Source organism: Herbiconiux solani NBRC 106740, from assembly GCF_001571005.1.
Classification (GTDB): Bacteria; Actinomycetota; Actinomycetes; order Actinomycetales; family Microbacteriaceae; genus Herbiconiux; species Herbiconiux solani.
This window is the reverse complement of the sequence record NZ_BCST01000001.1, coordinates 580,139-595,460: the sequence shown is the minus strand read 5'-3', so window position 1 is coordinate 595,460 and position 15,322 is coordinate 580,139. Positions and strand designations below refer to the sequence as shown.

Genomic DNA, 15,322 nt, shown 5'->3' with positions numbered 1-15,322 from the left:
GGTGAAGGGGGTGATCCGCTGTGATCACAATGAGTCTAATTGTTGGACTTGATCTAATTATTCCCCGATCCGCGATTCCGGAGGCACGATGGCCGCGAACACCGGCGCGGAGCCCTCGAATGCACCGGCCACCCGAGGCCGCCCCCGCGCCTCCTCGAAGGCCATGCTCGAAGAAGCCGCCTCCGAGCTCTTCCTCGAGAACGGCTACGCCCGCACCACGATCGAGCAGATCACCCAGCGCGCCGGCGTCAGCCGCAACACCTTCTTCAACTACTTCTCGGCCAAGAGCGATCTGCTCTGGATCGAGCTCGACGCGAGCCTGACCGCCCTCACGGATGCCCTGGTCGCCACGCCGCCGGAGACCCCGCCCCTCGACGCGGTCGAGCGGGCCCTCCTCGTCACCGCCCGCGGCTTCAGCGCCCAGCGCGCACCCCTCGTGCTCACGCAGTACGAGGTGATGGGCATCGACGGCGAACTGAAGGCCGCCGGTCTCGCCCGGGCCCTGGCCCATGCGGACGCCATCGAGCTGTTCCTCTCCACCCGGCTCGCCGGGCCGGACGCGGCCCTCACGGCGCGGGCCGTCGCGCTCGCCGTGGTCGGGGCCGCCGCCGCGGCGGTCGGTCGCTGGGCCGCCGACGGGCCCGACCGCGAACCGCTGGAGGCCTACCTGGCGCGGGTCGTGCATCCGGTCGTCGCGGGGTACGGATCGGATGCACCGACGCCCGCCCGCCGCGACCCCGCGATCGGGTAGAATCGCCTATACCAAGGCAGTGAACCGGCCATCACCGGGGAGCCTCCGGAGGAACGGCGTGCGAGCGCTCAGTAGAACCGGACGGGTCGGGTCCGTCACAACCTGAGAACGAGCGGCGTCCCTGCGCGAGCAGGGGCGCAAGCGAGGTGGTACCGCGGTGGGGGGCTCCGGCTCCGATCCGTCCTCGTGGAACAGGCAGCAGCGTCATCCGCCCTCCAGGAGAGCCCATGTACCCCAAAGACTCCGACGACTTCTCGTCCATCGTCCCCTCGCCGAGCTTCCCCGACCTCGAGCAGGGGGTGCTGGCGTTCTGGAAGCAGGACGACACCTTCCAGGCCAGCATCGACAACCGCGACGGCAAGCCCGAGTGGGTGTTCTACGACGGCCCGCCGTTCGCGAACGGCCTGCCGCACTACGGCCACCTGCTGACCGGGTACGCGAAAGACGTCTTCCCGCGCTTCCAGACCATGCGCGGCAAGAAGGTCGAGCGCCGCTTCGGCTGGGACACGCACGGCCTCCCCGCCGAGCTCGAGGCGATGAAGCAGCTGGGCATCACCGAGAAGAGCCAGATCGAGGAGATGGGCATCGAGGTGTTCAACGACGCCTCGCGGAAGTCGGTGCTGCAGTACACCCAGGAGTGGCGCGACTACGTCACCCGCCAGGCCCGCTGGGTCGACTTCGACAACGACTACAAGACGCTCGACACCACCTTCATGGAGAGCGTGCTCTGGGCCTTCAAGGAGCTGCACGGCAAGGGCCTCGCCTACGAGGGCTACCGTGTGCTGCCCTACTGCTGGAAGGACGAGACCCCGCTCTCGAACCACGAGCTGCGGATGGACGACGACGTCTACAAGATGCGTCAGGACCAGACGGTCACCGTCACCTTCCCCCTCGTCGGCAGCCGCGCCGAGGCCCTCGGGCTCACCGGCGTGCGCGCCCTGGCCTGGACGACGACGCCCTGGACCCTGCCGACCAATATGGCCCTCGCCGTCGGTCCGTCGATCGAGTACGCCGTGGTTCCTGCCGGCCCCAACGGCACGGCCGACACCCCGGTCGCCCGCGAGGTCGCTTCGGGCGACCCCGTGCCCGAGGGCACCGACACCGGCCGCGCCACGGTCGCGCCCTCCACCACCGTGCTGGTCGCCGACTATCTGCTCGCGGTCGACCTGGTCGGCAACTACGCCAAAGACCTCGGATACGACTCGGCCGAGGAGGCCCGCGCCGCGGTCACCCGCACGATCACGGGCCGTGAGCTCGAGGGCGTCGCCTACGACCGCCTCTGGGACTACTACGCCGACACCGAGAAGTGGGGCACCGAGAACGCCTGGCAGATCCTCGTCGCCGACTACGTCTCGACCACCGACGGCACCGGCATCGTGCACCAGGCCCCCGCCTACGGCGAGGAGGACCAGAAGGTCTGCGAGGCCGCGGGCATCCCGGTCATCATCTCCGTCGACGACGGCGGCCGCTTCCTCTCCACCGTGCACGACGTCGAGGGCCTGCAGGTCTTCGACGCGAACAAGCCGCTCACCCAGCTGCTGAAGGCCGAGGGGCGCCTGCTCCGCCAGGCCAGCTACGAGCACAGCTACCCGCACTGCTGGCGCTGCCGCAACCCGCTGATCTACAAGGCCGTGTCGAGCTGGTTCGTGCGCGTGCTGCCCATCCGCGACCGCATGGAAGAGCTCAACCAGCAGATCGACTGGGTGCCCGAGAACGTCAAGGACGGCCAGTTCGGCAAGTGGCTCTCCGGCGCCCGCGACTGGTCGATCTCGCGCAACCGCTACTGGGGTTCGCCCATCCCGGTCTGGAAGAGCGACGACCCTGAGTACCCGCGCATCGACGTCTACGGCTCGCTCGCCGAGCTCGAGGCCGACTTCGGCCGGCTGCCGGTCAATCGCGACGGCGAGCCCGACCTGCACCGCCCGTTCATCGACGAACTCACCCGGCCGAACCCCGACGACCCGACCGGCCGCTCGACCATGCGCCGCATCACCGACGTCTTCGACGTCTGGTTCGACTCGGGATCGATGCCGTTCGCCCAGGTGCACTACCCGTTCGAGAACGAGGAGTGGTTCGCCACCCACAGCCCGGCCGACTTCATCGTCGAGTACATCGGGCAGACCCGCGGCTGGTTCTACGTCATGCACGTGCTCTCCACCGCGCTGTTCGACCGGCCCGCGTTCAAGAACGTGATCAGCCACGGGATCGTGCTCGGCTCCGACGGGCAGAAGATGTCGAAGTCGCTCCGCAACTATCCCGACGTCTCCGAGGTCTTCGACCGCGACGGGTCGGATGCGATGCGCTGGTTCCTGATGTCTTCGAGCGTCCTCCGCGGCGGCAACCTCGTCGTCACCGAGGAGGGCATCCGCCAGGGCGTCCGCGAACTCCTCCTGCCCCTGTGGAGCACCTACTATTTCTTCACCCTCTATGCGAACAGTGCGGAGGAGGGCGGCTACGAAGCTCAGTGGCGCACCGACTCGAAGGACGTGCTCGATCGGTACCTGCTCGCCAAGACGCGCGAGCTCGTGCAGTCGGTGACCGCCGATCTCGAGGGCCTGGATGCGACGCTCGCCTCCGCGAAGCTCCGCGACTTCGCCGACGTGCTCACCAACTGGTACGTCCGGCGGTCGCGCGACCGGTTCTGGTCCGGCGACGACCACGACGCCTTCGACACCCTCTACACGGTGCTCGAGACGGTCACCCGGGTGGCCGCCCCGCTCATCCCGCTGGTGGCGGACGCGATGTGGAAGGGCCTCACCGGCGGCCGCAGCGTGCACCTGACCGACTGGCCGAACGAGAACCACTTCCCGGCCGACGTCGGCCTCGTGCACACCATGGACACCGTGCGCTCGATCTCGTCGACGGTGCTCTCGCTCCGCAAGCTCAACGGTCTGCGCGTGCGCCTGCCGCTCGCCGGCCTCACGATCGTCGCCGACGGGGCCGAGAACCTCGCCGCCTTCGAGTCGATCCTGAAGGACGAGCTGAACGTCAAGTCGGTGACGTTCGCCGAGCAGAGCGAGACGGCCCCGGCCGACTACGGTCTCTCGTCGCGCCTGACCGTGAACGCCCGGGTCGCGGGTCCGCGCCTCGGGAAGAGCGTGCAGCAGGCCATCAAGGCGGCCCGCACCGGCGAGTGGTCCGAGGAGAACGACGTGGTCACCGCCGGCGGCATCCAGCTACTGGAGGGGGAGTACGAGCTGACCCTGGTCGCGACCAACGACTCCGACAGTGTGGGCGTCGCCCTGCTGCCGAACGGCGGCTTCGTGCTGCTCGACACGCAGACCACGCCCGAGCTCGAGGCCGAGGGCCTGGCCCGGGACATCATCCGTGCCGTTCAGGACGTGCGGAAGTCGGCCGGCTTCGAGGTGAGCGACCGTATCAACCTCGACCTGGTCTTCTTCAGCGACGAGGATGCGGCGGCCGTCGCCTCCGCCACCGCGGTCGACCTAGCGGCCGAGACTCTCGCGACCTCGTTCGCATCCCACGCCCCGGCCGGCACCCCGTCGCTCGACGGGTATCGTGAGGTGCTCGCCTCGGAATGGCTCGGCACCCTCACCGGAGCCGCGCCCGAGCACTTCGTGCGTGTCGCAGCGGGCAAGTACGCCAACCAGGACGAGTTCATCATCGCCGTGAGCCGGAAGTCGGTGACCCAGAATGTCTGACCAGTTCTTCGGAGGAGACTTCGGGCCCCCCGCCGACGACCCCGACGAGACCGAGGGCACCGGTGACGGCTTCGAGGAGGTCGGCCTCGACGCCCCCGACGAGTTCGTCGAGGAGGGCGACGCGGTCTACCGGGCCCTGCTCGCCCGCCTGGGCGAGGCGGCTCCGCAGCCCCGCCTGACGGCCACCCGCCGTGCCGCGGAACTGCTGGGAGACCCGCAGCGCTCGTACCCCGTCATCCACATCACAGGCACCAACGGCAAGACCTCGACCAGCCGGATGATCGAGAGCATCCTGCGGGCCTACGGGCTCCGCACCGGGCTCTTCACGAGTCCGCACCTCGAGCGCCTCAACGAGCGCATCATGATCGACGGGCAGCCGATCTCGAACGAGGCCCTCGCCGCGAACTGGCGCGACATCGAGCCCTTCCTCGGCATCATCGACTCCGAGCTCGCGGCCGAGGGCGAACCCGGGCTGACCTTCTTCGAGGCCCTCTCCGTGCTCGCCTTCGCCTCCTTCGCCGACGCGCCCGTCGACGTCGCCGTGATCGAGGTCGGGATGGGCGGGGAGTGGGACTCCACCAACATCGCCGACGGCCAGGTCGCCGTGATCACGCCGATCTCCCTCGACCACACCGCCCGTCTCGGCAACACGGTCGCCGAGATCGCGCGCACCAAGTCCGGGATCATCAAGCCCGCGGCCGAGGTCGTCTCGGCCATCCAGCCCGCCGAGGCGCTGGCCGAACTCCAACGCGCCGCGAGCCTGTCCGAGTCGCGGTTCGCGGTCGAGGGCGACGGCTTCCGGCTGCTCGAGTCGACGGTCGCGGTCGGCGGCCAGCTGGTCTCGGTCCAGGGCCTAGCCGGCACCTACCGCGACCACTTCCTGCCGCTCTACGGAGCGCACCAGGGGCACAACGCCGCCGTCGCGGTCGCCGCCGTGGAGTCCTTCCTCGGCGCCGGCACCCAGGCGCTCTCGGACGAGGTGCTGACCGAGGGCTTCGCCACGGTGACCTCGCCCGGCCGCCTCCAGCTGGTCGGCATCGAGCCGACCGTGCTGGTCGACGCCGCCCACAACCCGGGCGGCGCCCAGGCCCTCGCGGCCGCGGTGACCGAGTACTTCACCTTCGACAAGGTCATCGCCGTGATTGCGGTGCTTGCCGACAAGGACGTCGAGGGGATCGTGCGGGCGCTCGACCCCGTGGTCGACGAGTTCGTCATCACCTCCTCGTCGTCGGACCGGGCGATCGACCCCGACGAGCTCGCCTCGACCGTCGTCGGCATCGTCGGCGCCGATCGCGTGCTGGTGGAGCCCGAGCTCGAGGCCGCCCTCGACCAGGCCCGCGAGCTCGCGGGCGAGTCGGAGAAGGGGGCGGTGCTGGTCACCGGCTCGATCACGCTCGTGGGCGAGGTCATCGGCCTCGCCGCCGCCGAGGGGTGGAAGGGCGACGACGCGTGAGAGGCGGCTCCGTCCGGCAGAGCCTCTGCTCGATCGTGCTCGGCTTCGAGTCGATCGTCATGTTCTTCGCCGCCCTGGTGATCTTCGGGCTCAAGGCGTTGCCTCCTACGATCGCGCTCGGCGGGGGAGCGGTGCTCTGCCTCGCGCTCATCGGCACCGCGGCGCTGCTTCGGCACCGGTGGGCGTACGCGGTGGGGTGGGTGCTGCAGGCGGTCATCGTGGCCGCGTGCTTCTTCGCCCCCGCCCTCTCCGTGGTGGCCGCCATCTTCATCGCGCTCTGGGTCTACTGCCTGGTCAAGGGTGCATCCATCGACCGCGACAACGCGCTCCGGGCCGCCGAGGCCCGCGCCGCGGAGGAGCAGGCGGGGGAGGGCGCCGAGCCCCGGAGCCCTTCGGAAGACGGTTAGCTCGGCCCGCTAGGGTGTCTTCGGACAGTTCGCGCCGCGCATCCCGCGGCCACTCGGAAGGATGACCGTGCCCACGTACGTCGAAGAAACCCTCGTTCTCGTCAAGCCCGACGGGGTCGCCCGCAACCTCACCGGCGAGATCCTGCGCCGCATCGAGGCCAAGGGCTACCAGCTCGTCGACATCAAGCTCATCGAGCCGAACCGCGAGCTGCTCGCGTCGCACTACGAGGAGCACCAGGGCAAGCCCTTCTACGAGCCGCTCGTGGAGTTCATGGAGTCCGGCCCGATCGTCGCGCTCCGTATCGCGGGCAACCGCGTGATCGAGGGCTTCCGCTCGCTCGCCGGCACCACCGACCCGACCACGGCCGCGCCCGGCACGATCCGCGGCGACCTCGCCCGCGACTGGGGCCTCGCCGTGCAGCAGAACCTCGTGCACGGCAGCGACTCGCCCGAGTCGGCCGAGCGCGAGCTCGCCCTCTGGTTCGACTGAGCCGGTAGCCGGTAGCCGGTAGCCGGTAGCCGCCGGGCGGGCCGCTACAGCGACTGGAAGATCGCGGTGATCGCGTCGAGCCGCAGCTGCGCGATCACCACGATCACCAGGTAGCTGAGCAGCACCAGGGTCCACACCCACGGGTAGACGAGCGCCGCGACCTCGCGGCTCCTCTTCCCGTTGCCGAAGTGCCCTTGCTTGAGGTTGTAGGCCGTCACGTACCAGAACAGCGGGATGACCACCGACCAGACGAGCATGCAGTAGGGGCACAGCGTGCCCAGCACGAAAATGCTCTGGCCGATCAGCCAGATGATGAAGACCAGGGCGCCGACGAAGCCGAGGTTGAACAGCACCCAGAACCACTTGGCGAATCGGGCGCCGGCCAGGATGGCGACGCCCACGACGATGGGCGCCACGAACGCGGCCACCCCGATGATCGGGTTCGGGAAGCCGAAGATCGAGCCCTGCTGGCTCGCCATGTTCGGCCCACAGGTCACCAGCGGCGAGATGTTGCAGCTGGGCGCGTAGTCCGGGTTGATCAGGGTCTGGATGCGCTCCAGAGTCAGATCGAACGCCGAGTACCAGCCGATCACCCCGGCGACGATGAGGAACACGGCCAGGCCGATCGGGCGGCGGTACGGGATCGTTTCGGCAGGCACCAACGCATTATTGCAGAGCGGGTACGCGAGCATTCTGGGAATGCGTGCGATAATCGACGTAGGTTTCCGTGAACGTCACGGTCACCGCCAAGAAGGCTTTTCGGCCGGCTGCACGAGAGCGATGCTCCTCGCGGCACCCGGTCCGACGCAGAAGACAGACAGAGCGACCGGCCCCGGTCATCACCGGGCCGGCGCACCAGAGAGATTGGCGGAGAGCTTCGCGAACGCGGATCTTCGTTCTTGAGAGTACCTGCCGGAGGGCGTGAGCCCCTGGCTGGCAAGGAGTTGCACCAGAGATGGTGGAGAAAAATTCACACAATGACCAGGATGCGAACAACGGAGAGGGAACAGGGCGGCGGAAGACCCGTCTGTTCGGCGGCCGCCGGGCGGTGAAGAAGACCGAGCCCCAGGGTTCGATGCCCGAGGCGCAGCCCGAGACTCCCGCAACGCAGCCGGAGCCACGGAGCTCCTCGCGCCGGGCTTCGGCGCCCCAGACGAACGCACCGCAGGCCAATGCGCCGCAGGCCGCCGTGCCCGCAGTTGCTGAGCCTGACGCCGCTGCGGCAGACGCTGCTGAGCTCGACGCTGTCGGCGCTGACACCGCTGCTCCTGAGGCTGCGGCCCCCGCGACCGGTTCCGGCCTCGCCGCCGCGGCCGTGCTCGAGGTCCAGCACGACGACGAGCCGGGCCTCGCCCCGTTCGCGGCCGGCGTCTCTGGCAACGCCTCCGCCGGTCAGGATGCTCCTGCCGCGCCTCCCGCGCGTGCCCTCAGCACCACCTCGCTCTTCTTCCAGGCACCCGACCTGCCCGACCTTCCTCCGCTGCCGCCGCGCGGCGGCGACCGGAACCGGGACGACCGCCGCGACGACCGGGGCCGCGATCTCGGTGACGACCGCGACGACGACGGCCGCGACGACCGCGGCGGTCAGCCGTCCGAGTCGGGCGTCCGACGCCGTTCGCGCCGCCGCTCCGGCGAAGAGGGGCGCGGGGGAGACAACGACCCGGCGAACACCGTCGTCAAGGTGCGCACCCCGCGCGAGCCCGAGCTCATCACCGAGCCGCAGCGCGTCAAGGGCTCCACCCGGCTCGAGGCCAAGAAGCAGCGCCGTCGCGACGGCCGTGACGCCGGCCGACGCCGCCCCGTGGTCACCGAGGCCGAGTTCCTCGCCCGCCGCGAGGCCGTCGACCGCGTGATGGTGGTCCGCGCCAAGAACGACAAGATCCAGATCGGCGTCCTCGAAGACGGCGTGCTCGTCGAGCACTACGTCGCGAAGGCGCAGGACGCCTCGCTCATCGGCAACGTCTACCTCGGCCGCGTGCAGAACGTGCTGCCGAGCATGGAGGCAGCCTTCGTCGACATCGGCCGCGGCCGCAACGCCGTGCTCTACTCCGGCGAGGTCGACTGGGATGCCGCGGCCGAGAACAACGAGGGCAAGGGCACGCAGCCCCGCCGCATCGAACTCGCGCTGAAGTCCGGCGACACCGTGCTCGTCCAGGTCACGAAGGATCCGGTCGGACACAAGGGCGCCCGCCTCACCAGCCAGGTCAGCCTGCCCGGCCGCTACCTCGTCTACGTGCCGAACGGCTCGATGAACGGCATCTCACGCAAACTGCCGGACACCGAGCGTGCCCGGCTCAAGCGCATCCTGAAGGAGGTGCTCCCCGACAACGTCGGCGTCATCGTGCGCACCGCCTCGGAGGGCGCCACCGAGGAGCAGCTGACCCTCGACGTCAACCGCCTCACCTCGCAGTGGGCGCACATCAGCGAGCAGGTCAAGAAGCAGCAGGCTCCGCACCTGCTGCACTCCGAGCCGGATCTCCTGATCAAGATCGTGCGCGACGTCTTCAACGAGGACTTCCACAAGCTCGTGATCTCCGGCGACGACGCCCAGGCCACGATCGAGAACTACCTCGCAGCCGTCGCTCCCGACCTCCTCGACCGCGTCGAGAAGTACGAGGGCGAGCGCGACGCGTTCGACGAGTACCGCATCTCGGAGCAGATCGAGAAGGCCCTCGACCGCAAGGTCTGGCTGCCCTCGGGCGGCTCGCTGGTGATCGACCGCACGGAGGCCATGACGGTCGTCGACGTCAACACCGGCAAATTCGTCGGCTCGGGCGGAAACCTCGAGGAGACGGTCACGAAGAACAACCTCGAGGCCGCCGAGGAGATCGTGCGGCAGCTGCGGCTCCGCGACATCGGCGGCATCATCGTGGTCGACTTCATCGACATGGTGCTGGAGTCCAACCGCGACCTCGTGCTGCGCCGGATGATCGAGTGCCTGTCACGCGACCGCACCAAGCACCAGGTCGCCGAGGTCACCTCGCTCGGACTCGTGCAGATGACCCGCAAGAAGCTCGGCCTCGGGCTCCTGGAGTCCTTCAGCGAGCCGTGCGAGTTCTGCGCCGGCCGCGGCATCATCGTGCACCACGACCCCGTCGTGAAGCACCGCCAGTCGAGCCAGCCCCCGCAGGCCGGCAACTCCTCGTCGAACAACCGTCGCTCGCGCGGCGGCAACGGCAACGGCGGGTCGAACGGCGGCAACGGCGGTAACGGCAACGGTGGCGGCAACGGGTCGTCGTCGAACGGCAACGGCTCGTCCTCGAGCAACGGCAACGGGGTCACCCACGCCATCACCGACGACGCGAAGAACGCTCTGGCCAAGATCGCGGCGAGCACGATCGCTCCGGCGACCGGTGCGATCCAGACGATCCCGGCCGAGGCGGCGACGGATGCGGCGCCTGCCGCGTCCACCTCGCCCGAGGCGGCCGCCCCCGATTCGGTCACCACCCCGGTCGACGGCTCCGAATCCCGCGCAGCCGAGCCGGCAGCGGGGGAGACGCGTTCCGAGAAGGCGGCCACCGCATCCAGCTCGCGTCGCCGCAAGTCGCGCCACAGCAGGGGCGAGGCCGAGGCGGACTCGCAGCAGACGCAGGCCGAACCGCAGGCGCAGCCGCAGCACGCTGCGGCCGACGTGCCGGCGGAGGCGCCTGCGCAGGCGCGTGCAGAGGTTCCTGCGGCTCGCGAGCCCGAGAACGACGTCCCGGTCGCGATCCTCGACATCCCCGTCACGAAGGCCGCCCGTGCGCCCCGCGTGGTGACTCCGGATGCGACGCAGCTGCTCGATTCCGTGCTCGACGCCCTTCCCGAGCCGAAGCAGCCCGGTCAGGGCCGCGGACGCAGCCGCCGGGTGTCGACGGCCGCGGTGTCGGCTCCGGTCGACGACAAGTAGCCGGCAGCGCCCGCATCCGCGGCACCCTCGGGTGCCCGGTCAGTGCTTGGCGGGGCGGTCCTTCGAACGGATTCGGAGGCCGCTCCGCCGCAGCCTGACCACCAGGTCGCGGTAGCTGACCGGCAGCGCGCCTGCGGCCACCAGCTCGTCGTACCGGTCGACCGGCACGTCGTAGTGGTCGAGATCGAAGCTGCGCGGCGGCAACCCGGCCATCCGCGCGAAGACGTGCAGTTCCTCCAGCGATTCGTCGCTGACGAGGTGGCCCCAGATGGTACCGTGGGCTGGCCACATGGGCTTGTCGATCAACACGGTCACGAGGCTGAGTATCCCACTCGGCCCGGTTTGACCGAAATCGCGGATTCAAGTAAGCTTGACCGCTGGTGTGCGTAGAGCTTTCTCTCGCTATCGCCAAGACTTCCAAGCGTTGCAGATTGCGCTTTTGAGGGCCCCTAAAAGAGTTAGGTACGTAAATTGGTTTACGCAGTTGTGCGCGCCGGTGGTCGGCAGGAAAAGGTAGAGGTCGGCACCATTGTCACCCTCGACCGGATCAAGGCTGACAAAGACGGCAACATCGAACTGGCGGCAGTGCTGCTCGTCGACGGTGAGAACATCACCTCCGACGCCACGTCGCTTTCCAAGGTGAAGGTCACCGCCGAGGTCCTCGAAGACCTCCGCGGCCCGAAGATCGTCATCCAGAAGTTCAAGAACAAGACCGGATACAAGAAGCGCCAGGGCCACCGCCAGGAGCTGACCCGTGTCAAGGTCACCGGAATCAAGTAAGGATCAAGGCAGATGGCACACAAAAAGGGCGCGAGCTCCACTCGCAACGGTCGTGATTCCAACGCTCAGCGTCTCGGCGTGAAGCGCTTCGGTGGCCAGGTCGTCGGCGCGGGCGAGATCATCGTCCGCCAGCGCGGCACGCACTTCCACCCCGGCATCAACGTCGGCCGTGGCGGAGACGACACGCTGTTCGCCCTGTCGGCTGGTGCGGTCGAGTTCGGCAACAAGGGTGGCCGCAAGGTCGTCAACATCGTCGCAGCGGCCGCCGAGTAACGTCGCGAGTCGCTTCGAGCAGGGGTGGGCCTAGCGCCCGCCCCTGCTTTTGGTTTTCCGGTCGGTGCCCCCGAGGGCGCCGGCCACTGCAGTATGAGAAGAGAGTGTGAGGGAACCGTAATGGTGACTTTCGTCGACCATGTGACCCTGCACCTCAGGGCCGGCAACGGCGGCAACGGATGCGTGTCCGTGCGCCGCGAGAAGTTCAAGCCGCTCGCAGGCCCCGACGGTGGCAACGGAGGGCACGGCGGCGACATCGTGCTCGTCAGCGACCCGCAAACAACGACTCTTCTCGGATTCCACCGGCATCCGCATGTCTCGTCGACCAACGGCGGCCCCGGCATGGGCGACCACCGCGCCGGCGCCAACGGCGAGGAGCTCGAGCTGAGCGTGCCCGTCGGCACGGTCGTGAAGAGCGCCGACGGCGACGAGCTGATCGACATGGCCGAGCCCGGCATGCGCTACGTCATCGCCGAGGGCGGTCAGGGCGGTCTCGGCAACGCCGCGCTCTCGACCACCAAGCGCAAGGCTCCCGGCTTCGCGCTGCTCGGAACCGAGGGCTGGCAGGGCGACGTCCTGCTCGAGCTCAAGACGGTCGCCGACATCGCCCTCGTGGGCTTCCCCTCGGCGGGCAAGTCGAGTCTCGTCGCCGCGATGTCGGCCGCGAAGCCGAAGATCGCCGACTACCCGTTCACGACGCTGCACCCGAACCTGGGTGTGGTCGAGTCCGGTGGCATCCGGTACACCATCGCCGACGTGCCCGGTCTGATCGAGGGCGCGAGCGAGGGCAAGGGCCTCGGCCTGGAGTTCCTCCGCCACGTCGAGCGCTGCAGCGCTCTGCTGCACGTGCTCGACTGCGCCACGCTCGAGCCCGGCCGTGACCCGATCTCGGATCTCGACATCATCCAGGCCGAGCTGGCCGCGTACCCCGTGCCCGAGGGCCAGGTGCCCCTGCTCGACCGGCCGCAGCTGATCGCGCTGAACAAGATCGACGTGCCCGAGGCGCGCGAGCTCGCCGACTTCGTCAAGCCCGACCTCGAGGCCCGCGGCTACCGCGTCTTCGAGATCTCGACGGCGAGCCACGAGGGTCTGCGTCAGCTCTCCTTCGCGCTCGGCCAGCTGGTCGAGGATGCGCGGGTGCTCGCCGCCGCGGAGCCCAAGGCCACCCGCATCGTGATGCGCCCCCGCGCGGTCGACGAGGCCGGCTTCGAGATCAAGGTCGAGGGCGGCACGCACGGCAACGTGTACCGCATCCTCGGCGCCAAGCCCGAGCGCTGGGTGCAGCAGACCGACTTCACCAACGACGAGGCCGTCGGTTTCCTCGCCGACCGGCTCGCGAAGCTCGGCGTCGAGGACAGGCTGTTCAAGGCCGGAGCCGTCGCCGGCTCGGCCGTCGTCATCGGCGCCGGCAACGGCATCGTCTTCGACTGGGAGCCCACGCTCACCTCGACCGCCGAGCTGGTCACCGCCCCGCGTGGAACGGATGCGCGCCTGGACGGCCCGCGTCGCCGCACGAGCCACCAGCGCCGCGAGGAGTACTACGACCTGATGGACGCGAAGTCCGAGGCCCGTGCCGAGCTGGTCCGCGAGAAGGAAGCGGGGCTCTGGAAGAACGACGACGAGGACGAGTCGTGACCCGTAGCCCCCTCCTGTCGCGCGCCGGGATCCCCGGGGCCCGGCGGGTCGTGGTGAAGGTCGGCTCCTCGTCGATCAGCGGCGAGAACGCCGGCCAGATCGAGCCGCTCGTCGACGCCCTCGCGGCGGCGCATGCCCGCGGCACCGAGGTCATCCTGGTCTCCTCCGGAGCGATCGCCACGGGCATGCCGTACCTGCAGCTCGACGCCCGTCCCACCGATCTCGCGACGCAGCAGGCGGCGGCCGCGGTCGGCCAGAACGTGCTCATCCTGCGCTACGGAGACAGCCTGCGGCGCTACGGGATCGTGGCGGGGCAGGTCCTGCTGACCGCGGGCGACCTCGAGAACCCCACGCACCGCTCGAACGCGCAGCGCGCGATGGACCGCCTGCTCGGCCTCCGCATCCTGCCGATCGTGAATGAGAACGACACCGTCGCCACCCACGAGATCCGCTTCGGCGACAACGACCGGCTCGCCGCCCTCGTCTCGCAGCTGGTCGGGGCTGATGCGCTCATCCTGCTCTCGGACGTCGACGCGCTCTACACGCGCCCCCCGCAGGAGCCCGGTGCGGTGAAGATCACCTCCGTGCCCCTCGGCGACGACCTCGCCGGAGTCACCTTCGGCTCGGTCGGAGCGGCCGGCGTCGGCACCGGGGGAGCGGCGACCAAGGTGCAGGCGGCCCGCCTGGCGGCGGCCTCGGGCACGGCCGTGCTCGTGACCTCGACGGCCCAGGTTGCCGCGGCCCTCTCGGGCGACGACATCGGCACCTTCTTCGAGCCCTCGCCCGACCCGGCCCCCCGAACCCCCACGGGTTCCTTCACCCTCGTCGCCGACTGAAGTACTGGCGCGCCCCACGCGACGAGGCGGGATGCGCCCGGTTTCGACCGGACGCACCCCGCTTCTCTTCTTCGGCGCTACTCCGTCACGACCGTGATGGAGCTTCCGGTCGCCTTGGCGGCGTAGACGGAATGGTTCAGGCCGTCGATGGCGACCTCGCGCGTGGGCCCGACTGCGACGGGCGAGCCCGCCGCGGTGTGGGTGGCGCTGTCGAAGGTGCTGACCGAGTCGGAACCACCCGCGCCGTCCTGCTTCACGTAGACCCGGCCGCGGATCTGATCGATATCGACCTCATCCGGGACCCCGCCCACGGGGATCGCGGCGGCGGTGGCCGTGCGGCTGTAGCCGTCGATCACTCCGACCGTTCCCGACCCCGCGTTCGCGACGAACACCTCGTGGGTGTACGTGTCGACCGCGAGGCCGCGGGGCTGACGCCCCACGGCGATGTCGAGCCCCTTGTAGGCGCCCGTCACCTCGTCGATCACCGAGACGCTGCCCGCGCCCGGGTTCGAGACGTACACCTGCCGCAGTAGCGGATCGACCGCGAGCGAGTCCACCGCCTGGTTGTTCGGCAGACGCACGAGCTGGGTCAGCGGACCGACGTCGTACGGCCGGGTACCGCCGGTGAGGGTCATCAACCGGTTGATCGTCAGCGGGCCCGACGACTCGGCGGTCGAGACGAACACCGCGTGGGTGAATGGATCGATTGCCGCGGCCGTCGGCCGGACGTTCCGCCCGAGGGTCCTCCCACTCCCGCTCCATCCGGCGGGGAATCCACCCAGGTCCTCGGTCTGCACATCGATGAAATACTCACGGCCTCCCGCGACCGGCATCCACATGCCGATCGTGTAGATCTGGCCGAGCGCAGGGTCGACCGCCAGGAAGGCTTCGTCGTGTGACCAGCCGAGCGTTCCGGGCAGTTTGCCGATCACGGCATTCGTGGTGGTGTCGATCACGGTGATCGAGCCATCCCGTGCATCCAAAGCGAACGCTCGATGCGTGTTCGGATCGACCGCGATCGAGGAAGGCGTGAACCCGCCCGGATCGATCTCGGTCACCTCGGCGTGGGCGGCGGGGATCACGCCCGCCGTCAGGATCACGGCCGCCACACCTGCGGCGACAGTTGCTTTGCTGAAGTTGCGCATC

13 protein-coding genes are annotated in these 15,322 nt (G+C 69.4%); 10 read left to right on the top strand and 3 right to left on the bottom strand.

Annotation, left to right across the window (positions count from 1 at the left end; genetic code table 11):
* The first annotated feature begins 88 nt into the window (after window positions 1-88).
* The 5 genes from HSO01S_RS02875 to ndk all read left to right on the top strand — a co-directional run bounded on the left by HSO01S_RS02875 (window position 89) and on the right by ndk (window position 6,763).
* Window positions 89-751: a TetR/AcrR family transcriptional regulator gene (locus HSO01S_RS02875; RefSeq protein WP_066039033.1), complete on the top strand. Its 663-nt coding sequence runs from the start codon at window positions 89-91 to the stop codon at window positions 749-751.
* 227 nt (window positions 752-978) lie between these two features.
* The gene (locus HSO01S_RS02870) at window positions 979-4,413 is read left to right on the top strand and encodes an isoleucine--tRNA ligase (RefSeq protein WP_066039032.1); all 3,435 of its coding nucleotides are present in this window, start codon (window positions 979-981) and stop codon (window positions 4,411-4,413) included.
* Entirely contained in the window at window positions 4,406-5,866 is a 1,461-nt protein-coding gene (locus tag HSO01S_RS02865; protein WP_084361235.1) for a bifunctional folylpolyglutamate synthase/dihydrofolate synthase, read from the top strand. The genes HSO01S_RS02870 and HSO01S_RS02865 overlap by 8 nt, the downstream gene beginning before the upstream one ends.
* Complete coding sequence (locus HSO01S_RS02860) at window positions 5,863-6,273, top strand: DUF4233 domain-containing protein (protein ID WP_066039031.1); 411 nt, start codon at window positions 5,863-5,865, stop codon at window positions 6,271-6,273. Before HSO01S_RS02865 ends, HSO01S_RS02860 begins: the two co-directional genes overlap by 4 nt.
* Window positions 6,274-6,334: 61 nt before the next feature.
* Window positions 6,335-6,763 (top strand): nucleoside-diphosphate kinase, encoded by a 429-nt coding sequence (gene ndk, locus HSO01S_RS02855; RefSeq protein WP_066039030.1) that lies wholly within the window; start codon window positions 6,335-6,337, stop codon window positions 6,761-6,763.
* A gap of 44 nt (window positions 6,764-6,807) precedes the next feature.
* On the opposite strand, the gene HSO01S_RS02850 is transcribed toward ndk, so the two are convergent.
* A complete protein-coding gene (locus HSO01S_RS02850) occupies window positions 6,808-7,422 on the bottom strand; it encodes a vitamin K epoxide reductase family protein (RefSeq protein WP_245635859.1) in 615 nt (204 codons plus the stop codon).
* Window positions 7,423-7,718: 296 nt separating this feature from the next.
* Between HSO01S_RS02850 and HSO01S_RS02845 the strand changes: the two genes are divergently transcribed.
* Window positions 7,719-10,652, top strand: a complete 2,934-nt coding sequence (locus tag HSO01S_RS02845; RefSeq protein WP_066039028.1) for an Rne/Rng family ribonuclease — start codon at window positions 7,719-7,721, stop codon at window positions 10,650-10,652.
* Window positions 10,653-10,691: 39 nt separating this feature from the next.
* Here the strand turns inward: HSO01S_RS02845 and HSO01S_RS02840 are convergent, their stop codons facing one another.
* Window positions 10,692-10,967 carry a DUF4031 domain-containing protein gene (locus HSO01S_RS02840; RefSeq protein WP_066039027.1) on the bottom strand — a complete coding sequence of 92 codons (276 nt, stop codon included), beginning with the start codon at window positions 10,965-10,967 and terminating at the stop codon, window positions 10,692-10,694.
* Window positions 10,968-11,123: 156 nt separating this feature from the next.
* Between HSO01S_RS02840 and rplU the strand changes: the two genes are divergently transcribed.
* The 4 genes from rplU to proB all read left to right on the top strand — a co-directional run bounded on the left by rplU (window position 11,124) and on the right by proB (window position 14,176).
* Window positions 11,124-11,432 (top strand): 50S ribosomal protein L21, encoded by a 309-nt coding sequence (gene rplU / locus HSO01S_RS02835; protein WP_066039026.1) that lies wholly within the window; start codon window positions 11,124-11,126, stop codon window positions 11,430-11,432.
* Window positions 11,433-11,444: 12 nt separating this feature from the next.
* Window positions 11,445-11,705, top strand: coding sequence for a 50S ribosomal protein L27 (gene rpmA / locus HSO01S_RS02830; protein WP_066039025.1), 261 nt, complete (start codon window positions 11,445-11,447; stop codon window positions 11,703-11,705).
* A 120-nt stretch (window positions 11,706-11,825) separates the two neighbouring features.
* Complete coding sequence (gene obgE / locus HSO01S_RS02825) at window positions 11,826-13,340, top strand: GTPase ObgE (RefSeq protein ID WP_066039024.1); 1,515 nt, start codon at window positions 11,826-11,828, stop codon at window positions 13,338-13,340.
* Window positions 13,337-14,176, top strand: a complete 840-nt coding sequence (gene proB, locus HSO01S_RS02820) for a glutamate 5-kinase (RefSeq protein ID WP_245635858.1) — start codon at window positions 13,337-13,339, stop codon at window positions 14,174-14,176. Before obgE ends, proB begins: the two co-directional genes overlap by 4 nt.
* A 77-nt stretch (window positions 14,177-14,253) precedes the next feature.
* Here proB and HSO01S_RS02815 read toward each other — a convergent pair whose 3' ends face one another.
* Window positions 14,254-15,321 (bottom strand): YncE family protein, encoded by a 1,068-nt coding sequence (locus tag HSO01S_RS02815; RefSeq protein WP_157078857.1) that lies wholly within the window; start codon window positions 15,319-15,321, stop codon window positions 14,254-14,256.
* Window position 15,322 lies beyond the last annotated feature (1 nt).